Source organism: Nocardia altamirensis NBRC 108246, from assembly GCF_001612685.1.
In the GTDB taxonomy this organism is placed as follows: Bacteria; Actinomycetota; Actinomycetes; order Mycobacteriales; family Mycobacteriaceae; genus Nocardia; species Nocardia altamirensis.
Window position 1 is genome coordinate 261894 of record NZ_BDAY01000009.1, and the last position, 18677, is coordinate 280570.

Sequence of the window (18677 nt, forward strand, 5' to 3'; positions counted from 1 at the left end):
GCGCGATACTGAGCCGATGGTGACAGCTGATGACGTGCGGCGGATCGCGATGAGCCTGCCGCGCACCACCGAGGCGCTGGTCAGAGACCGGGTGAAGTATCGGATAGGCCGGATCGTCTACCTGGCGCTTTCCGCGGACGAAACCCGCATGGGCTTCGCCTTTCCCAAGGCCGAGCGGGTGGCACTGGTCGAAGCCGAGCCGGACAAGTTCATGATGCCGCGCCCGTCGGACGAGCGGTACAACTGGGTCCGGGTCCGGCTGGCCGCCATCGACGAGGCGGAACTGACCGAGCTAATCGAAGAAGCCTGGCGCATGTGTGTCCCCAAGCGAGTAGCCAAGGACCATCTCGGCTAGTCGCGCCAGACCTGCTCGGCGACTCGCGCGAAGTTGCCGCCGAACAGGGCCGCTCGATCGCTCGGGCTGAATCCGCGGCGGGTCAGCACCTCGTCGAGACCGGGAACCTCGCTGAGGCCGAGGAGGTCTTCTGGCGGGACCCATTGCAGTGGCCCCCATTTGGTGTATGCCTCGGGGTAGGAGGCCGGATCCGAGCGCAGCATCTCGTTGAAATCCTCGGCATCGAACGAATAATCCGAGCCGACGCCGATGTGCTCGATGCCGACCAGCTCCACGCCGTATTCGACGTGGTCGGCCATCGCCTCGATCCGTGCCGCCTTTTCGTCGACTCCGTTGTGGCCGAGGAAGATTCCGACACCGTTGAGCCCGATCACGCCGCCGGTCGCGGCGCACGCCTTGGCCTGCTCATCGGTGATATTGCGGGGATGATCCCAGAGCGCGGCGAAGTTGGAGTGGCTGTAAATCATCGGCACCTGTGTGTGTTTCGCGAGATCGAGGCCGCTGCGCCGGGAACAGTGCGATCCGTCGACGAAAATGCCGACCTCGTTGAGTTTGCGCACGAGGTCACGGCCGTAGGCGGTGAGGCCGGTGTCATCGGTGTCCAGGCAGCCGCAGCCCGCCTGGTTGGCGCGGTTGTAGGTCGGCAGCAGGGAGCGAAGACCCAACTCGTAGAACAGCTCCGCGTTGTCCAGGTTGCCGCCGAGTGGTCCGGAGTCCTCGAGATCGAAGGCCAGCGCGATGACGTCCGGGTCGCCGATGTCGGAAATGCTGTGCACCAACCGGAATCGTCCGTCGGCGAGCGCGTCCGCACGGAACTGACGCGCCAGCTGCATCGAATCCTCGGTCGTCTGCGCCGAATACCCGATGTTCACCGACAGGTACGAACCGAGCGGATAGCGGGCGAGGTCCGCGATGCGCGCGCCTGGCTGCAACGGCAGACAGCAGTGCTGCTCCCAGAGAAACGGCGGCAACCGGAACCTCCTGGTCGAATCAACCTCGAACCAGCGATCCTACGGAGCGGGGCGGGCCACGACCGCATCCGCCGACGGTGTCGAGCGGCCTGGATTCGCCGACGTAACAGCATGTCCAATTCGCCCGATTCACTCCATGCTTCATTCTTACTGCCTGAAGGCGGTGCGACATGCGTCGCGTACTTCTCTTGATTGTCTCCGTCGCCACCTGCGTCGGCCTGTGGATCGTTCCCGGACCGGCCGCGGCGGCTCCCCCGTATTGCGGACAGGTGTGGGGTTCGCTCGACAAGACGAGCGGGTCGATGTCGAGCGCGCCGATCACCAACGTGCGCGCAGGCCGACACGACTGCTTCGACCGGCTGGTGTTCGACCTCGCCGGTCCGGTGTCCGGCTACCGTGCTGGCTACGTCGGCGGGATCTCGATGGACGGCTCAGGCGCGACGGTCCCGGTGCGCGGCGGCGCGTTCCTGAACATCGTCGTGCTGGCGCCTGCCTACGACAACGCGGGCAACGCCACCTACCGGCCCGCGAACCGCGGTGAACTGGTCGACGTCACCGGCTACCAAACCTTCCGCCAGGTGGCATGGGCCGGATCGTTCGAGGGCCAGACCACCATCGGCCTCGGCGTGCGCGGCAGGCTGCCGTTCCGGGTCTTCACCCTCGACGGCCCCGCCCGGGTAGTCGTCGACGTAGCGCACTTCTGGTAGCCCTGACGGCTCGGTTCGGACCGCTCGGCACAATATGGGGATGCGCGGCGTTGAGCAGGACATGACCGACCCTTACCTCTGGCTCGAGGAAGTCACCGACGAGCGGGCCCTCGACTGGGCGCGGGCGCACAACGATGTGGTCGTCGAGCGATTCGCCTCGTCGGACCGGTTCAGCGCGCTCGAGCACCGCATCCTGGACATGCTCGACACCGATACGAAGATCGCCTACCCGGGCCGGCGTGGTCAGTGGCTCTACAACTTCTGGCGCGACGCCGAGCACCCGCGCGGGCTGTGGCGGCGCACCACGTTCGCCGAGTACGCCAAGGACTCCCCCGACTGGGACGTGCTGATCGACCTGGACGCGCTGGCCGCCGCCGAGGAAGAGAACTGGGTCTGGGGCGGCGCAGGCGTGCTGCGCCCCGAGCAGTCCCGCGCGCTGATCAGCCTGTCTCGCGGCGGCGCCGACGCCAAGGTGGTGCGCGAATTCGACATGGCGACAAGGCAGTTCATCGAACCGGCGGACGGCGGTTTCTTCCTGCCGGAGGCGAAGTCCGAGCTGCGCTGGATCGATCTCGATTCCGTCTATGTCGGAACGGATTTCGGCCCAGGCTCGCTGACCGACTCCGGGTATCCGCGCATCGCCAAGCGCTGGCAGCGCGGCACCGCGCTGGCCGACGCGCAGACCGTCTTCGAGGGTGCAGCCGACGACGTCGCGGTCTCGGCGGGCTATGACCGAACCCCCGGCTACGAACGCCATTTCGTCGGCCGCGCCACCGACTTCTTCAACGAAGAGGTGTACCTGCTCGAAAACGACGGCACACTGCGGCAACTGGAGACACCGAGCGACGCGAGCGAGTCCTGGTACAAGAATTGGCTGCTCGTGCGCCTCAAGTCCCCGTGGGAGGTCGGCGGCACCACCTACCCGGCGGGCGCCCTGCTTGCCACCGGCCTCGACGAGTTCCTCGCAGGCGCACGCGACTTCGAGGTGGTGTTCACTCCCGACGCACACACCTCGCTGCACGGTTACGGCTGGACCGAGAACTATCTGCTGCTGATCACCCTCGAAGATGTGCAGACCAAGCTCTATGTGGTGACACCTGGCGCCGACGGCTGGCGCAGGGAACCGCTGGCCGACACCCCGCAGATGGCGACGACCAGCGTGATGAACCTCGACCCGCTCGAGGGCGGCGACGAATTCATGCTCACCACCAGCGGATTCACCACCCCCGCCACCCTGCTGACCGGCTCGGTCGGCGGCCACGCCGAGCAGCTCAAGCAGGAGCCGGGCTTCTTCGACGCCGACGGTATCGAGACCGAGCAGTTCTTCGCGACCTCCGACGACGGAACTATGGTGCCGTACTTCGTGATCCGCCACCGCGACCGCAAGGGCACCCCCGGCCCGACGGTGATGTCCGGCTACGGCGGCTTCGAGATCTCCCGCACGCCCGCCTACAGCGGCGCGTCCGGCATGGGTTGGCTGGAACGCGGCGGCACCTGGGTGACGACGAACATCCGCGGCGGCGGCGAGTACGGTCCGCAGTGGCACACGGTCGCGCAGAAGGCCAACCGGCACAAGGCATTCGAGGACTTCGCCGCGATCGCCAAGGATCTGGTCGCGCGCGGCATCACCACCGCGGATCAGCTCGGCGCGGTCGGCGGCAGCAATGGCGGCCTGCTGATGGGCGTGATGCTGACCCGCTACCCGGAGTTGTTCGGCGCCATCGTCTGCCAGGTGCCGCTGCTGGATATGCGGCGCTACCACCTGCTGCTGGCCGGCGCCTCGTGGATCGCCGAATACGGTGACCCGGACAAGCCGGAGGAGTGGGAGTACCTCAGCAAATACTCGCCGTATCAGAACGCAAGTGCCGACGTCGCCTACCCGCCGATCCTGCTCACCACCTCCACCCGCGACGACCGGGTGCACCCGGGCCATGCCAGGAAAATGGCTGCGCTGCTGGAGGAACAGGGCCACGAGTTCTGGTATCACGAAAACATCGAGGGCGGCCACGGCGGTGCGGCGGACAACAAGCAGTCGGCGTTCCAGGCGGGGTTGATCTACGAGTTCTTCACGCAGATGCTGATCGAACGGCGCGGATGAGCATTCGCCTCGCCCGCGCCGGATCAGGTGCGGGGCGAGGCGGCCATGGCCACTTCGGCTTCCGATATCTACGCCGTAGACACGATCTATACCGTAGGGCTCAGCGGTCGCGCAACCACTTCTCGATCTGGTCGATCGTGCTGCCCGACTGCTGAATCCAGCCGTTGTGCCCCAACGGTTCCGGCTGATGCCACTGCGTCACCTCGGCCTGCGGCAGCTTCTCGAGCAGGTGCTCGGCGGAACCGGGCGGGGTGAGATCGTCACCGGTCATGGTGATCGACAGCACCGGCAGCTTCAGGCGCGCGATCCGCTCCTCGTAGTCGATGTCCGCGCCGACCGGAACGAACCGGCCGGTGCGGGCCAGCCGCGCCCAATCCGCGATCAGCACCTTCGACTGGCGGCCGAAGCCGCCCGAGATCTTGTCGCCCGGCCAGAAGCCTGCCAGGTTGGCGGTCAGCGAGATCGCCGCCGTGCCCATGAGGATGCCCGGCCCCGAAAGTCCGGGATAGCCACGGTGATACGGCGTGCCGGAGGCGATGAACACCAATCCGCCGAGCCTGCCGCGGATCCGGGCGGCATACATGACGGCAAGCTGGCCGCCCATGCTGTGGCCGACCAGGTACGGCGTGCTGGCCGGGAACCGGTCGCGCACCACCTGGAAGATCGCCGGGAAGTCGACCGAAACCAGCTCGTGGTAGCCGAAGGTGCTGGCGGAGCTGGGTTTCGGCGTGCTGGCGCCGTTGCCGCGCAGCTCGCCGATGGCGACGTCGAACCCGCGCTTGGCCAACCCGGTGCCGAACGTCGAGTAGTACTCGGCGGGCACGCCGAGCCCGGGCACGATCACCAGCACCGGACGCGGGGTGTCCGGCGTGACCGGATGCCGGTGCTCGCCGACGGCCGGGATCAGTCGGACCGGAACGGTGCTGCCGTCGGGCATCTGGATCGGAACCGTCTCCATCCCGGGAACGCTACCGCGAGGCGCCGCACGTGTGCAGATCGGCGACGCCGGTGCTGCGGTGAACGGGCTCCCTCCGACAGTGCCCGTTCCCCTCGCCCCAGCCCAGTGCGATCAGCCGCCGGAGCAGGCCGTCAGGCGCCGACCGCCCCCATGATCACCCTGCTCAGCACCCGGATCACGTCGTCGAGCGGCGCGCGCGGATCCGATCCGCTCCATGCGTCGACCACGTAGTTGACGGCGCCGATGATGGCGAGCACCCGCATCTCGTAGTCGCCGGTCGGGATCTCGCCGTGCATGGCGGCATCCTCCGCGGCACCGGCCAGCAGCGAACCCCACACGCGGCGCAGCTCTAGCCGGAACTTCTCCACCTTCGGGCCTGCGCCGACCACCTCGACCAGCGCCACCCGCGCCTTGCGCGGATCGGAGCCGATCGACTCGACGTACGCGCGCACGGCGGCGTCGATGATCTCGAGCGCACTGGCGTCGGCCTTGTTCTCCAACGCCTTGGTGACCGTGTCCCGCGACTCTCGATCGATCTGCTCGTAGAGCTCGAGTAGTAGGGACTCGCGGCCGGTGAACTCCTCATAGAACTGTCGTGAGGAGAGCCCGGCGTCCTTACAGATGGCGCCGACCGAACTATTGGCGTAGCCGTCGCGCGCGAAGACCGTCAGGCCCGATTCCAGAAAACGCGCACGCCGCTGACGTTGCCGGTCCTCGACGGGTTGCCCGGCATACATTCGACCCGTATTCGCATCCTGTGACATTGGGGCAGACAATACAGAAGCCCTGGAAGGCCTTGTCATCGATCGGGCTGTTCGTTTCAACCCTGTGCTGACCGGTGGTTTGCCGAAAGTTGGCGAGACCGTAGAGGACTCAATGCATACTTGTACGATCTGAAGCAGTCCATCTCCGAAACAGTGACTTGTGCATGGCAAATGCCGAGAGGGACGGTAGGACGTTCTGTACAACCCCAGCAACCTTGTCGTCACTGACTGTTTGCCCTAATGGGCGTTTGGGGCAGACCGACACACTCCCCGTGATTTTGACGGGAATTCGTAGAATTATTGGTAAACCGAACCGGTCCGCTGGTTCTGCCGGATTCGTCCCGTCACCTGCCGACGTCGCCCGACATCGGCGAATACGGCGTGGAATAGCAACGGCATATGGTGAGCCACATGCTGATTGCGTTGCTCTACGGACTCGGCACCGCCGTGCCGCTCGTGCTCGGCGCCGTGATCGGGGGGTCGCACTGCTGAGGGCGGTCGCGGTCGGCAACACGTGCCGGAGGCGATCAGCGGCGCGGCATTGATGCGGGACAAGCACGGCATTCGCGAGTGGGGGCCGTTGTGGCTCTGGATCGCAACGGGTTTGACGCAGTGATCGCGCTATTTCTTTGGCGCAGTGGCGGTTTCAGGCCGGACCGAGTACAGATCCGCGCAGCGGGTGAGCAGCTCCTGCAGTGTTGCGCGCTCGGCGTCGGTGAATCCCGCCGCCACCGCGCGTTCGACCCGCACCGCGCGCGCGTCCGCGTCCTTCATGACGGCGGCCCCGTCCTCGGTGAGGCGGGTCTCGAGGATGTTTTTGTGCCACGCGTGCGGGGTCCGCTCGATGAGGCCGCGGTCCTGCAGGTTGGTCAGCACCGTGTTCATCGTCGGCGGCGTCACGCCGCACAGTCGCGCCAGTGCCGCGGCCGAGATGCCGGGGTTCTCGTCGAGGAACAGCAGCGCGGCGTACTGCGCGACGGTGACGCCCGCCGGCTTCAACGCGGCGTTCTTCGCCGTGTTCAGCGCCTGCTCGGCGCGCTTCACGTACGAGCCGATGCGCTCGGTGGAAGGCAGGGACGTCATAACCGCATGGTATCTGCCCACTCCCATGTTCGACTCTTGACGATAGTTAGAACTCTAATCTATGTTCGTCTCGTTACTTAGATGTGAGTTCATCTGAGCGATAGACCTTATGAGAGGCACAACCATGTCCCACGCAACGCGCCGCCGGCTCTCGGCCGCCGCCATCGCGCTGACCTGCACCGCCGTGGCCGCCTGTGGATCAACCGACGAGGCCGCGGCGCCCGCCCCGCGGATCAGCACCGCCTACGCACTGCCGAACGACCGCGCGTACCCCGAGGGGATCGCGGTCGACGCACGCACCGGCGACACCTACGTCGGCTCGTACACCAACGGCAGCGTGTACCGGGCCGCCCGGGGAGCCGCCCGAGCCGAGATCTTCCTGCCCGAAGGCGCGGACGGCAGGCAGACCGCCAACGGACTGGAGGTCGACCGCGCAGGTCGACTGTGGGTCACCGACTCCACCGCGGGAGTCACCGTCTACGACACCGCAACTCGGGCCGCGATCGCCCGATTCGACGTTCCGGGCACCGCTGCCCGCTTCGTCAACGACCTCGCCATCACCCCCGACGGCACCGCGTACCTGACCGACAGCGCACGCAGCGTCGTCTACCGGGTCACCACCGATCAGCTGGCCGACGCCGTCGCACACGGCGGCCGCGCCGAACTCACCCCGCACTGTGACCTGAGCGCCGTCGTCGCGCAGCACGACCCGAACGCGTTCACCCTCAACGGCATTGCCGCCGACCCTGCAGGCCGCTACCTGCTGACCGTCGACATGAACGCAGGCGAGCTGTTCCGAATCCCCCTCGCCCCCAACGCCACCGACCCGATCCGCAAGGTCACCCTGCACGGCGGCGACCTCACCCACGGCGACGGCCTCGAACTACACGACAACACCCTGTGGGTCGCGCAGAACACGATCAACACCATCTCCCGCTGGGCCGTCACCGAGGACGGCACCGCAGCCACCAGGAACAGCGTCTTCACCGACGAGTCGCTCGGCCTACCGACAACGTTGGTCCGCACCAACAACCAAACCCTCGTCGTCGCCTCCCAATTCGACAAGGGCGGCCCCATGGGGCCAGGCACACCGAAGCCCTTCACCGTCCTGGCCGTCGACGGCATCTGACCGGGCTGCTCCCACAACCACAAAAGGCCGAAGGCCGGCCCACCAGATGGTGGACCGGCCTTCGGTTCGAAAAGTGTTGCCGGGTGGCAGGACTCAGAAGTCCATGCCGCCCATGCCACCGGTCGGGTCGCCGGCGGGAGCGGCGGCCTTCTCCGGCTTGTCGGCGACGACGGCCTCGGTGGTGAGGAACAGAGCCGCGATGGACGCCGCGTTCTGCAGCGCGGAGCGGGTGACCTTCACCGGGTCGGCGACACCGGCGGCAAGCAGGTCCTCGTACACGCCGGTGTCGGCGTTGAGGCCGTGGCCTGCGGGCAGGTTGGAAACCTTCTCGGCGACAACGCCGGGCTCGAGGCCTGCGTTGAAGGCGATCTGCTTCAGCGGGGCCGACAGCGCGACGCGCACGATGTTCGCGCCGGTCGCCTCGTCACCGCTCAGCTTCAGGTCGTCCAGTGCAGGCGCCGACTGCAGCAGAGCAACGCCACCACCGGCGACGATGCCCTCTTCGACGGCGGCCTTGGCGTTGCGCACGGCATCTTCGATGCGGTGCTTGCGCTCCTTGAGCTCGACCTCGGTCGCGGCACCGGCCTTGATGACCGCAACACCGCCGGCCAGCTTGGCCAGACGCTCCTGCAGCTTCTCCCGGTCGTAGTCCGAATCCGAGTTCTCGATCTCGGCACGGATCTGCGCAACGCGGCCCTTGATGGCCTCGGCGTCGCCGGCACCCTCGACGATGGTGGTCTCGTCCTTGGTGATGACAACCTTGCGCGCCTGGCCGAGCAGCTCGATGCCTGCGGTCTCCAGCGAGAGGCCGACCTCTTCGGTGATGACCTCGCCACCGGTCAGGATGCCGATGTCGGCGAGCTGCGCCTTGCGACGGTCACCGAAGCCGGGCGCCTTGACGGCGACAGACTTGAAGGTGCCACGGATCTTGTTGACCACCAGGGTGGACAGGGCTTCGCCCTCGACGTCCTCGGCGATGATCAGCAGCGGCTTGCCGGCCTGGATGACCTTCTCCAGCAGCGGGAGCAGGTCCTTGACGGTCGCGACCTTCGAGCCGACGAGCAGGATGTACGGGTCCTCGAGGACCGCTTCCTGACGCTCGGGGTCGGTGACGAAGTAACCCGAGATGTAGCCCTTGTCGAAGCGCATGCCCTCGGTGAGCTCCAGCTGGAGACCGAAGGTGTTGCTCTCCTCGACGGTGATGACGCCTTCCTTGCCGACCTTGTCCATGGCCTCGGCGATGAGCTCACCGATGGACGAGTCGCCCGCGGAGATACCAGCGGTAGCAGCGATCTGCTCCTTGGTGTCGATCTCCTTGGCGGTGTCGAGCAGCTTGGCGGTGACGGCCTCGACGGCCTTCTCGATGCCACGCTTCAGACCGAGGGGGTTCGCGCCGGCCGCGACGTTACGCAGGCCTTCACGCACGAGCGCCTGGGCGAGCACGGTGGCGGTGGTGGTGCCGTCGCCAGCGACGTCGTCCGTCTTCTTGGCAACTTCCTTGACCAGCTCGGCGCCGATCTTCTCGTACGGGTCCTCCAGCTCGATCTCCTTGGCGATGGAAACACCATCGTTGGTGATCGTGGGGGCGCCCCACTTCTTCTCCAGGACAACGTTGCGACCCTTCGGCCCCAGCGTCACCTTGACCGCGTCAGCGAGGGCATTGAGGCCCCGCTCGAGACCGCGACGGGCCTCTTCGTCGTACGCAATTGTCTTGGCCATGGCGTTGTTGAGATCCTCCATGTATATGGCTGACACACAGGACGATCGCAGGTCGGATCGCCCCATTACGCTGGCCAGGTTCGGTGCCCGCGACGGACGACCGAGGGTGTCGATGGAACCCGGTCTCACCGTCCCGACCTGGCACTCACAGGTAGAGAGTGCCAAAGCCATTTCTAGCACTCAGGGGTGCCGAGTGCAAGGTCGGGGTGGGGCTGACTAGGCCCGGTCGTCGACGCGCAGCACCAGCGCCACGAACGCGTCCGTCCTGCGTTCCTCCGGGGAACGCGGCTCGCCACCCTCGACCGTGACGAGCTCAGCATCGTGCAACAACAATTCGGCCTCGACCCGCATGATCGCCCGAATAAATGGGGGCGCCACCTCGGGAGGTAGGTCGCCGTTTACGACATAACCGCCGTCCGGCTGGGACTCTGTGGAGACATATGAAAGCGCACGCAGTAGGTCGGCGCGTCGTTCCCCCGCGATTAGGTCGGAATCCGTTTCATCCGCCATTGCTACAGCTTAGCGGGCCGCGGGCCCGCGTAGATTACGGAGGGGAAATCATGATCGACACCGGCTTTTTCTCGGCGTAAGGGGACGGCGATGGGGCAACTGCCCTTCGAATCGCTCTATCGACACGGTTTCGCGCGGGTGGCGGTGGCCGTGCCCGGCGTGCGGGTCGCGGATCCGGCGTACAACGTCGAGCAGACCGTGACGCTGGCCAGGCAGGCGGCGGCCGACGGCGTGCTGTTGACCGTGTTCCCCGAGCTCGGGCTGTCCAGCTACACGGCCGACGACCTGTTCCACCAGGACGCGCTGGACGATGCCGTGCACGACGCGCTGGCGCGAGTCGTCGCTGCCAGCGTGGATATCGACACCGTGCTGGTGGTCGGTGCACCGGTGCGGACTCAGGGGCGGCTGTTCAACTGTGCGATCGCGGTGTGCCGCGGCGCTGTGCTCGGCGCCGTGCCCAAGAGCTACCTGCCGAACTATCGGGAGTTCTACGAGAAGCGCCAGTTCGCGGCGGCCAGGGAGAACCTGGACACGCACCTCACGATCGCCGGGCAGCGGGTGCCGTTCGGCGCCGATCTGCTGTTCACCGCGACCAACCTCGACGGGTTCGTCTTTCATCTGGAGATCTGCGAGGACGGCTGGGTCCCGGTGCCGCCGAGCGGGTATGCGGCGCTGGCCGGGGCCACGGTGCTGGTGAACCTGTCGGCGAGCAATATCGTCATCGGCAAGGCCGACTACCGCAGAGCCCTGTGCACCTCGCATTCGGCGCGTTTCCTGGCCGCCTATCTGTATTCGGCTGCGGGGCACGGCGAATCGACGACCGATCTGGCCTGGGACGGGCAGGCACTGGTGTGCGAGAACGGCGACCTGCTCGCCGAAGGCGTCCGTTTTTCCGACCATCCCCAATTGGTCACCGCTGACCTGGATCTGCGCCGACTTGCCGCGGATCGTTTGCGCACCACCAGTTTTGCCGACAATGTGCACGACCACCGGGAACAACTCGCCAAGCTGCGGCGCATCGACGTGGAATTGCCGATACCCGAGGGCGCCGTCGAGCTCAGGCGCGAAATCGAACGATTCCCTTATGTGCCCGCCGATCCCACGGTACGTAATGAACGCTGCGCCGAAGTACATCACATCCAGGTGGAAGGGTTGAGCACGCGGCTGCGCGCCACCGGAATGCGGCGGGTGGTCATCGGTGTTTCCGGCGGACTGGATTCCACCCAGGCACTGATCGTGGCGGCCAAGACCATGGACCGGCTCGGCCTGCCCCGGGCAAATGTGTTGGCGTACACCATGCCCGGCTTCGCGACGAGCACCAGAACCCGCACCGACGCGCACCGGTTGATGGCCGCGCTCGGCGTGACGGCGGCGGAGATCGACATCCGCCCTTCGGCGACCCAGATGCTCAGGGACCTGGGCCATCCGGCCGCCGACGGGGTGCCGCAGTACGACATCACCTATGAAAATGTGCAGGCGGGCGAGCGGACATCGCACTTGTTCCGGCTGGCGAATCAGCACGGCGCGCTCGTGCTCGGCACCGGCGATCTCAGCGAACTCGCCCTCGGCTGGTGCACTTTCGGCGTCGGCGACCACATGGCGCACTACAGCGTGAATGCCTCCGTGCCGAAGACGCTGATCAAATACCTGATCGCCTGGTCGGTCGAGACCGAACAGTTCGGGAAGGCAGGCAGCGAGGTGCTCGCCTCGATCCTGCACACCGAGATCTCACCGGAACTGGTGCCCGCCACCGATTCTGCGGTGCCGAGTCAGAGCTCCGAAGCCACGGTCGGCCCGTACGAACTGCAGGACTTCCACCTCTACTACCTGCTGCGCTTCGGCTACCGCCCGAGCCGCATCGCCTACCTCGCCAGGCACGCGTGGTCGGACGCGAGCCGCGGGCCATGGCCGGACCTGATCCCCGCCGATCAGCGCAACACCTACGACCTGCCGACCATCAAACGGTGGCTCGCGGAATTCCTGCGCCGCTTCGTGCAGACCAGCCAGTTCAAACGCTCGACCCTGCCCAACGCCCCCAAGGTCGGCTCCGGCGGCTCGCTGTCGCCGCGCGGCGACTGGCGCGCACCCAGCGACGCCTCGGCCGCGGCCTGGCTGGACGAGCTGTCCCGCAACGTCCCGGACTGACCTGCTGCCCGGCAACGCATTCCGACACGGACAGCGGGGACAGACCTGGATTGCCTAGGGTGACGGGTGTGAGTGAAGCACCCGGCTGGAAGGCCATCGACGACGCACTGCAGCCGCTGTACGGCGATACCGAACCTTTCCACTGGGCCACTGATCATCGCTGGTCGCTCGGCGGTCCCGATCCGCTCGACGGGATCAGCGCGTACGCGCGCACCGAGCCGGTCCCGCATTGGCACTACATCAGTTACGGCATGACCGAGCTGTACGAGAAGGAGTGGGACAACCCCGACGAGTCCGGCTGGGGATTCGAGTTCACCTTCCGGTTAGCCCGTAAGCCCACCGATACCGAGCCGCCGGTGTGGCCGGCCACCTTTCTGCAGAACCTGGCGCGCTATGTCTTCCAGTCCGGCAAGTGGTTCGAGCCGGGGCACACGATCAAAGCGAACGGGCCGATCGCCGCAGACCAGCCGGATTCGGGCATCCGCGCCGTCGGCTTCATCGCCGACCCCGAGCTCGATCCCATCGAAACCCCGCACGGCAGACTGCATTTCCTGCAACTGGTGGGACTGACCATGCCGGAGTACCGGGCCGCGCAGGGCGGGCGGACGCTCGCCCTGCTCGCCGAGCTGGCACCGCAGCTCCCGCTGTTCGTCACCGATACCGAACGCGCACCGCTGGTTTCGGAGCCGAAGCCGCAGGCGCAATGGCCGCGCTGGGGCGGCGGCCTGCGCGGCCGGGCCTGAGCCGCCTCGAAAGAAACGTCTCAGGCGGCACGCGCTGCGGGGAATCGTTGCGTCGGCGTGGCTTGCTGCTGCGTAGCCCTGCGACGAATTGCCCGGCGCCGACACGTTCGTGTCGTGCGTACGGCGCGAAAGCCGAGACGGGCGTTGCGGATCCACATTCGGATCGGCCATGCAAGCACGAGACCGATGCCGAGCAGCGCGGCAACCACGGCGGCCTGCCCCGCACCAGACCGCGCCGTGCTCATTGCCCCTGGACCACGATCTGGGAAAGCAGCTCGACCAGATGGGCTTCGGTCTTCGCCTTGTCGACCCCGAGGTCGGTCAGCAAGCCGCTGCCGTTCTCCTGCTCCAGCAGCGCGAGCAGAATGTGCTCGGTGCCGATGTAGTTGTGCCCCAAGCGAAGTGCCTCACGGAAGGTGAGTTCGAGTGCCTTCTTGGCATCCGGGTCGAAGGGAATGAGCGCGGGCAGCTCCGTCGAGGTGGGCGGCAGCGCGGCGTTGGCGGCGTCGCGGACCGCGTCGAGGGTGACGCCGTTGGTCGGGATCGCTGCCGCGCCGAGGCCTTCCGGCTCGGACAGCAGGCCGAGCACCAGATGCGCGACCGTGATCTGCGCATTGTTTGCCGTACGCGCGGCCTCCTGCGCGGCAACCACCACCGCGCGGGCCCGGGTGGTGAACCGCGCGAAGCCCGCGTTCGGGTCCATCTGACCGGCATCGCCCGGCGTCTTCGGCACGAAACGCTTCTGCGCGGCCTGCTTGGTGACGCCCATGCTTGCGCCGATATCGGTCCACGACGCGCCGGTCCGGCGCGCCTGGTCGACGAAGTGTCCGATCAGGTGGTCGGCGAGTTCGCCGAGGTGGTTTCCGACGACCACCGCGTCGGAGAGTTGGTCGAGTGCGTTGTCGGGGCGGGCTTTCTTGATGCCGTCGATCAGGTCGTCGAGGCGGATCGAAGGGTTCGTCATGCGTCAACCATAGGTTGACGATCCTTCATCGTCAACCCGAAGTTGACGAACCGCGCTCCGCTACCGGACGCCAGTGCGGCGACGCCGCACCGACACCCGAAACATCCATGGCGCCACGGTGATTCACGGACGCGCTGCCCATGCCGCCCCGCGCACTATCCCCTCCTTCACCCAGGCGGCCACCCGGCCGGTCAGCACCGCGCGCGCGGGCGAATCGTCGGCGTGCAGCGCCTGGATGACACCGTCACGGCGGCCGAGGCTCACACACTGGACCACGTACCGGAACCGCAGCGTGTCCGGCTCGGCACCGCGCAGCCGTGCGGCGATGGCGTCGGCCGCGTACTTGCCGGTGGGCAGCGCGGTCGCGCACGCCATCCGCAGTTCCCGGCCGCCGGGGCCGGCGACAACGGCGCTGTCGCCCGCGGCGTAGATATCCGGATGCGTGGTCGACCGCAGCGACGAGTCGGTCAGCACCCGCCCGGTGGCATCCACCTCGAGACCGGCCCGTGCCGCCAGATCCGGCACGCCGAACCCGGCGGTCCACACCGTCGCGGCCGACTCGATGGTCGTGCCATCGGCCAGACGGACCCCGGCCGCAGTCACCTCGATCACCTTGGCATCCGAGCGGATCTCGACGCCGAGCCGCTCCAGCACCCGACGGATATGGGCTTGTGCGCGTGCCGACAGCCAGGCACCCGGCTCTGCGGATCCGAGCAGTACAACGTGCGAATCCGTTTGTGTTTCAGCTAGTTCCGCAGCCAGCTCGATTCCGGTGGCACCGTTGCCGACCACGACGACGGTCCCCGCCACCGCGGCGAACCCGGCCGTGTCCTCGGGCGTCGACACCGAGCAGGCATGTTCGGCAACACCAGGCACACCGTCGAGGTCGGCGCTGCTGCCGAGCGCGTAGACCAGGGTGTCGTAGTCGAGAGCCGCTGCGGTGTCGAGCAATACGCGCTTCTGCTCAGTGTCGAGCTCCGTAGCACTCGCGCGAACGAAACGAATCTTCTTTCCTGCCAACCGCTCCCGCAGATCCCACGCCGGAATCCGCTGTCCGGCCGCCTGTTGATGCAGCCGCACCCGTTCGACGAAGTGGGTCCGGCTGTCTACCACGGTGATCTCGGCCCCGCGCGCCTTGTCCGCGAGGCGGCGTGCGGCGGCCAGGCCCGCGTATCCGGCGCCGAGGACGACGATCCGATGCTGTCCGGTCATGATGTGGCTCCTCTCTAGATCGGCTGACACCATCCAGACCGGATAGCCCCGCCATCTATGACAGCGGGCCGCCGTGAGCCGCATCACGCCCTTACACGGACGCCTTACCGGACTTCGCGAAGTAGGCGAGCTTCTCGGGATTGACCACCAGGCGCAGCGTGGCGACCGCGCCGCCGACGAACTCCACCGCGACCACCGCGAGCGGGGCTCCCTCGATCCTGGCCACCGCGGCGGGTGCGCCGTTGACCTCCTCGACGCGGATCTCCCAGCCGGGCACCTCCCACCGGAACAGTCCGGCCAGGTACCGCGCGACCTGCTTCGCACCGACGACCGGCCGCCGGGCCGCGTTGACCTGACCGCCACCATCGGCGGTCGAGACGACATCGGCGGTCAACATCTCCTCCAGCGCTTCGAGGTCGCCGTTGCGTGCCGCCTTGAGGAACCGCTGAATCAATTCACCCGCATGCTCGGGCGGAATATCGAAGCGCGCCCGGCCTTCTCGCACCCGAATGCCCGCCCGCCGGAAGATCTGCTGCGAGTTGGACTCGCTGATGGTCAACATGTCGGCGATCTCGCGGTGCGCATAGCCGAACGCCTCGCGCAGCACGAAGACCGCCCGCTCGACCGGGGTCAACCGCTCCAGCGCGGTCAGCAGCGCCAGCGAAACCTGCTCGCGCTCTTCGACGGTCTCCAGCGGGCCGAGCTCGCCGTGCGCGGTGGGCACCGGCTCGGGCAGCCACGGCCCGGCATAGGTCTCCCGCCGCGCCCGCGCCGAAACCAGTTCGGTGCGACAGTGATTCACCAGCACGGTCGTCAACCAGGCTTCGGCGGCACGGATTCGGCTCCGATCGGCGGCGTCCCAGCGCAGATAGGTCTCCTGCACGGCGTCCTCGGCTTCGGCGGCCGATCCGAGCATGCGATAGGCGAGTGCGAACAGCCGAGGTCGATGGCCGACGAATTCCCGCACCCCGTCCGGCTCCATCGCCACCTCCCTGTGCTTACCCGCCCCGCCGGCTGTCGTCCCCGTGTGGCCCCGACCTCCGGACATGACCGTACCGCTCACGCGGGCGGACAGTCGCCCGAGTTCGCCACCCGCAGAACCGGCAAAGCCGAACAGCCGTTTCAGGCCGAACGTCGCCGCACCGAAACCACCGGCGCCGAACCCCGTGCCGCCGAAGCCGCCGACCGTCACCAGAGTGTCCATACCCGGGAGCCTGCGCGTCCCCCCTTGCCAAGACCTTAAGAAATCCCAGCGAGAAGTAACTAGCGCGGCATGTCGTCGATACCGCGCTGCTTACCGCCCGGCCTGCGTAACCGAAGCCGGGCGGTGGAGCCGCGAATCGCGGGGCGACGGATCACCGGCCGACGCTGCGCACGCCGTTGCGCGCGCCGCTCGGCGGGCTTGTGCTGCCAGGTTTCTGGACGCGCGGCGACCCAGCGCTGCGAGTGCCAGGCGAACGGAATGTGCCCGAGGTACAGCGCGACCAGGATCAGCAGCAGCACGACCGGGAAGGTGACGAGCAGCGCCGCGGCGAGCGCGACGAGCACGAGCAACCCGGCGGCAGCCTGCGGCGCCACCGACACCGACTTCATGGCCAACGTCGGAATGGTGCTGACGCACAACGCCGCCGCACCGACGGTCCACGCCGCGACGGCGTAGAAACCGACCCACCACCCGTCGCCGAATTCGACGAACAGCGCGACCGGAACCATCGCGATGAGCGCGCCCGCCGGCGCGGGCACCCCGACGAAGTATTCGCGGGACCATTCCGGGCGGGTGTCGTCGTCCAACAGCGTGTTGAACCTGGCCAGCCGCAGCACGATGCTCACCGCGAACAGCAGGGCGATGATCCAGCCCGCGGTTTCGCTGTGCAGCAGCGTCACATAGAGCACCAGCGCTGGTGCGACGCCGAAGGAGATGGCATCGGAGAGCGAGTCGAGCTCAGCGCCGATCTTGGTGGTGGCGTCGAGCATGCGCGCGAGCCGACCGTCGAGAGTGTCGAGGACCGCCGCGGCGCCGATCATCGCGAGCGCGAGGTCGAGCCGGTTGTCCAGGCCGAACTTCACCGCGGACAACCCGGCGCACAGCGCCAGGATGGTCACCACACTCGGCAGCAGCCGGATCGTGCGGCGCCGTCGCCGCTGGGTCGGAACAGCCGACTCCATCATGAAGTGGACGAAGACTCGAGCACCGCCAGCACGGTTTCGCCGCCGATGGTGCGCTGACCCGGCTCGACGAGCAGCTCGGTGCCTGCCGGGAAGTAGGTGTCGACGCGCGAGCCGAAGCGGATCAGCCCGTAGGTGTCGCCGATGGTCAGCTTGTCCCCGGCTTTGGCGTCGCAGACGATGCGGCGGGCGAGCAGCCCCGCGATCTGCACCACCACCACCTGCTGGCCTTCCGCGGTATCGAGCACCATGCTGTTGCGCTCGTTCGCGGCACTGGCTTCCGGCAGGTCGGCGGAGAGGAACTTGCCCGGCTGATGCAGCACGCTGCGCACGACGCCGGACACCGGCGTGCGCTGCACGTGCACGTCGAGCACTGAGAGGAAGATGCTCACCCGGGGCAGCGGCTGCTCGCCGAGGCCCAATTCCGCTGGCGGAGCGGCGGTATCGACGAGGGCGACCTCGCCGTCGGCGGGCGCGACCACGGCGCCTGCCCGGTTCGGCGGCACCCGATTCGGGTGGCGGAAGAACGTCGCACACGCAGCGGCGGCCAGCAGTCCCGTTCGGCGTACCCACTTGCGCCTGCCGCCGAGGACGGCGACCGCGAGGGGTGCTGCGACAAACGGAAGCCCGGCGGGATGCAGTGGGGGAATCGCGTTGCGGATCAGATCGGCAACGTGACCGACTCCGGTGCGTTCAGGCGTGCCGGGCGGCGTGGGACGGCGGGCCACAGGCTCCTCTTTCGTGCTAGATGCAGACGGATCGCGCCTTCAACGATAGGACCGGCGCAAGCGTTCACACCTTACGGGACAGGAGCCTGTGGCACGGCGTCGTCAGCTTCGGACTTTGCGTCCTGTCACCAGCCCGACCAGGAACAGCAGGATCACCGCGCCACCGAGGCAGGTGAAGAAGCTGAACCAGAGGCCGCCACCTTGGACATCGACACCAAGCAACTTCAAGAAGAACCCACCGAGCAGGCCGCCGACGATGCCTACGACGATGTTGAGCAGGATGCCCTGCTGGGCATCCGTCTTCATGATCTTGCTGGCGATCCAGCCCGCAAGACCGCCGATGATGATCCACCCGATAATCCCGAGACCGAGCATGGTGACCTCGCATCACTAGTTGGGTTTCACGCCGCCTGAAAGCAATTCAG

At 67.3% G+C, this 18677-nt stretch carries 18 protein-coding genes; 6 read left to right on the top strand and 12 right to left on the bottom strand.

Going from position 1 to position 18677, the window contains the following annotated elements:
* The first annotated feature begins 16 nt into the window (after positions 1 to 16).
* Positions 17 to 355: an MmcQ/YjbR family DNA-binding protein gene (locus tag NA11_RS06100; protein ID WP_069160729.1), complete on the top strand. Its 339-nt coding sequence runs from the start codon at positions 17 to 19 to the stop codon at positions 353 to 355.
* On the opposite strand, the gene NA11_RS06105 is transcribed toward NA11_RS06100, so the two are convergent.
* Entirely contained in the window at positions 352 to 1326 is a 975-nt protein-coding gene (locus NA11_RS06105) for a dipeptidase (protein ID WP_069160730.1), read from the bottom strand. The two genes, NA11_RS06100 and NA11_RS06105, sit on opposite strands and share 4 nt — an antisense overlap.
* A 170-nt stretch (positions 1327 to 1496) precedes the next feature.
* On the opposite strand from NA11_RS06105, the gene NA11_RS06110 reads away from it, so the two are divergent.
* Positions 1497 to 2033, top strand: a complete 537-nt coding sequence (locus NA11_RS06110) for an AMIN-like domain-containing (lipo)protein (RefSeq protein WP_069160731.1) — start codon at positions 1497 to 1499, stop codon at positions 2031 to 2033.
* 40 nt (positions 2034 to 2073) lie between these two features.
* Complete coding sequence (locus NA11_RS06115; RefSeq protein ID WP_069160732.1) at positions 2074 to 4131, top strand: prolyl oligopeptidase family serine peptidase; 2058 nt, start codon at positions 2074 to 2076, stop codon at positions 4129 to 4131.
* 100 nt (positions 4132 to 4231) lie between these two features.
* On the opposite strand, the gene NA11_RS06120 is transcribed toward NA11_RS06115, so the two are convergent.
* The 3 genes from NA11_RS06120 to NA11_RS06130 all read right to left on the bottom strand — a co-directional run bounded on the left by NA11_RS06120 (position 4232) and on the right by NA11_RS06130 (position 6936).
* Positions 4232 to 5089: an alpha/beta hydrolase family protein gene (locus NA11_RS06120; RefSeq protein ID WP_069160733.1), complete on the bottom strand. Its 858-nt coding sequence runs from the start codon at positions 5087 to 5089 to the stop codon at positions 4232 to 4234.
* 131 nt (positions 5090 to 5220) lie between these two features.
* Complete coding sequence (locus NA11_RS06125) at positions 5221 to 5853, bottom strand: TetR/AcrR family transcriptional regulator (protein ID WP_245745735.1); 633 nt, start codon at positions 5851 to 5853, stop codon at positions 5221 to 5223.
* 621 nt (positions 5854 to 6474) lie between these two features.
* On the bottom strand, positions 6475 to 6936 hold the full coding sequence (locus tag NA11_RS06130) for a MarR family winged helix-turn-helix transcriptional regulator (RefSeq protein WP_174567664.1): 462 nt from the start codon (positions 6934 to 6936) through the stop codon (positions 6475 to 6477).
* Between the two features lie 124 nt (positions 6937 to 7060).
* Between NA11_RS06130 and NA11_RS06135 the strand changes: the two genes are divergently transcribed.
* The gene (locus NA11_RS06135) at positions 7061 to 8065 is read left to right on the top strand and encodes an SMP-30/gluconolactonase/LRE family protein (RefSeq protein ID WP_069160735.1); all 1005 of its coding nucleotides are present in this window, start codon (positions 7061 to 7063) and stop codon (positions 8063 to 8065) included.
* Positions 8066 to 8158: 93 nt separating this feature from the next.
* On the opposite strand, the gene groL is transcribed toward NA11_RS06135, so the two are convergent.
* On the bottom strand, positions 8159 to 9784 hold the full coding sequence (gene groL, locus NA11_RS06140) for a chaperonin GroEL (protein ID WP_069160804.1): 1626 nt from the start codon (positions 9782 to 9784) through the stop codon (positions 8159 to 8161).
* Positions 9785 to 10000: 216 nt separating this feature from the next.
* Positions 10001 to 10294 carry a hypothetical protein gene (locus tag NA11_RS06145; RefSeq protein WP_040739548.1) on the bottom strand — a complete coding sequence of 98 codons (294 nt, stop codon included), beginning with the start codon at positions 10292 to 10294 and terminating at the stop codon, positions 10001 to 10003.
* Positions 10295 to 10384: 90 nt separating this feature from the next.
* Between NA11_RS06145 and NA11_RS06150 the strand changes: the two genes are divergently transcribed.
* Positions 10385 to 12439, top strand: a complete 2055-nt coding sequence (locus NA11_RS06150; protein ID WP_069160736.1) for an NAD(+) synthase — start codon at positions 10385 to 10387, stop codon at positions 12437 to 12439.
* A gap of 68 nt (positions 12440 to 12507) precedes the next feature.
* A complete protein-coding gene (locus NA11_RS06155) occupies positions 12508 to 13182 on the top strand; it encodes a suppressor of fused domain protein (RefSeq protein WP_069160805.1) in 675 nt (224 codons plus the stop codon).
* 241 nt (positions 13183 to 13423) lie between these two features.
* On the opposite strand, the gene NA11_RS06160 is transcribed toward NA11_RS06155, so the two are convergent.
* From NA11_RS06160 to NA11_RS06185, 6 genes are all read right to left on the bottom strand, one after another.
* The gene (locus NA11_RS06160; protein WP_069160737.1) at positions 13424 to 14146 is read right to left on the bottom strand and encodes a Clp protease N-terminal domain-containing protein; all 723 of its coding nucleotides are present in this window, start codon (positions 14144 to 14146) and stop codon (positions 13424 to 13426) included.
* Positions 14147 to 14269: 123 nt separating this feature from the next.
* Positions 14270 to 15358 carry an NAD(P)/FAD-dependent oxidoreductase gene (locus NA11_RS06165; protein ID WP_069160738.1) on the bottom strand — a complete coding sequence of 363 codons (1089 nt, stop codon included), beginning with the start codon at positions 15356 to 15358 and terminating at the stop codon, positions 14270 to 14272.
* 91 nt (positions 15359 to 15449) lie between these two features.
* Positions 15450 to 16562, bottom strand: coding sequence for an RNA polymerase sigma-70 factor (locus tag NA11_RS06170; protein ID WP_084654208.1), 1113 nt, complete (start codon positions 16560 to 16562; stop codon positions 15450 to 15452).
* Positions 16563 to 16621: 59 nt separating this feature from the next.
* Positions 16622 to 17524 carry a CDP-alcohol phosphatidyltransferase family protein gene (locus NA11_RS06175; RefSeq protein WP_439957046.1) on the bottom strand — a complete coding sequence of 301 codons (903 nt, stop codon included), beginning with the start codon at positions 17522 to 17524 and terminating at the stop codon, positions 16622 to 16624.
* Positions 17524 to 18252: a phosphatidylserine decarboxylase gene (locus tag NA11_RS06180; protein WP_069160740.1), complete on the bottom strand. Its 729-nt coding sequence runs from the start codon at positions 18250 to 18252 to the stop codon at positions 17524 to 17526. Before NA11_RS06180 ends, NA11_RS06175 begins: the two co-directional genes overlap by 1 nt.
* A gap of 102 nt (positions 18253 to 18354) precedes the next feature.
* Positions 18355 to 18627, bottom strand: coding sequence for a GlsB/YeaQ/YmgE family stress response membrane protein (locus NA11_RS06185; RefSeq protein WP_069160741.1), 273 nt, complete (start codon positions 18625 to 18627; stop codon positions 18355 to 18357).
* Positions 18628 to 18677 lie beyond the last annotated feature (50 nt).

Coding starts and splice junctions, on each gene's coding strand:
- NA11_RS06130 (WP_174567664.1), bottom strand. CDS start 6,936: ATGACGTCCCTGCCTTCCACCGAGCGCATCGGCTCGTACGTGAAGCGC.
- NA11_RS06165 (WP_069160738.1), bottom strand. CDS start 15,358: ATGACCGGACAGCATCGGATCGTCGTCCTCGGCGCCGGATACGCGGGC.
- NA11_RS06170 (WP_084654208.1), bottom strand. CDS start 16,562: ATGGACACTCTGGTGACGGTCGGCGGCTTCGGCGGCACGGGGTTCGGC.
- NA11_RS06175 (WP_439957046.1), bottom strand. CDS start 17,524: ATGGAGTCGGCTGTTCCGACCCAGCGGCGACGGCGCCGCACGATCCGG.
- NA11_RS06135 (WP_069160735.1), top strand. CDS start 7,061: ATGTCCCACGCAACGCGCCGCCGGCTCTCGGCCGCCGCCATCGCGCTG.
- NA11_RS06125 (WP_245745735.1), bottom strand. CDS start 5,853: ATGTCACAGGATGCGAATACGGGTCGAATGTATGCCGGGCAACCCGTC.
- NA11_RS06115 (WP_069160732.1), top strand. CDS start 2,074: ATGCGCGGCGTTGAGCAGGACATGACCGACCCTTACCTCTGGCTCGAG.
- NA11_RS06185 (WP_069160741.1), bottom strand. CDS start 18,627: ATGCTCGGTCTCGGGATTATCGGGTGGATCATCATCGGCGGTCTTGCG.
- NA11_RS06145 (WP_040739548.1), bottom strand. CDS start 10,294: ATGGCGGATGAAACGGATTCCGACCTAATCGCGGGGGAACGACGCGCC.
- NA11_RS06100 (WP_069160729.1), top strand. CDS start 17: ATGGTGACAGCTGATGACGTGCGGCGGATCGCGATGAGCCTGCCGCGC.
- NA11_RS06120 (WP_069160733.1), bottom strand. CDS start 5,089: ATGGAGACGGTTCCGATCCAGATGCCCGACGGCAGCACCGTTCCGGTC.
- NA11_RS06110 (WP_069160731.1), top strand. CDS start 1,497: ATGCGTCGCGTACTTCTCTTGATTGTCTCCGTCGCCACCTGCGTCGGC.
- NA11_RS06150 (WP_069160736.1), top strand. CDS start 10,385: ATGGGGCAACTGCCCTTCGAATCGCTCTATCGACACGGTTTCGCGCGG.
- groL (WP_069160804.1), bottom strand. CDS start 9,784: ATGGCCAAGACAATTGCGTACGACGAAGAGGCCCGTCGCGGTCTCGAG.
- NA11_RS06160 (WP_069160737.1), bottom strand. CDS start 14,146: ATGACGAACCCTTCGATCCGCCTCGACGACCTGATCGACGGCATCAAG.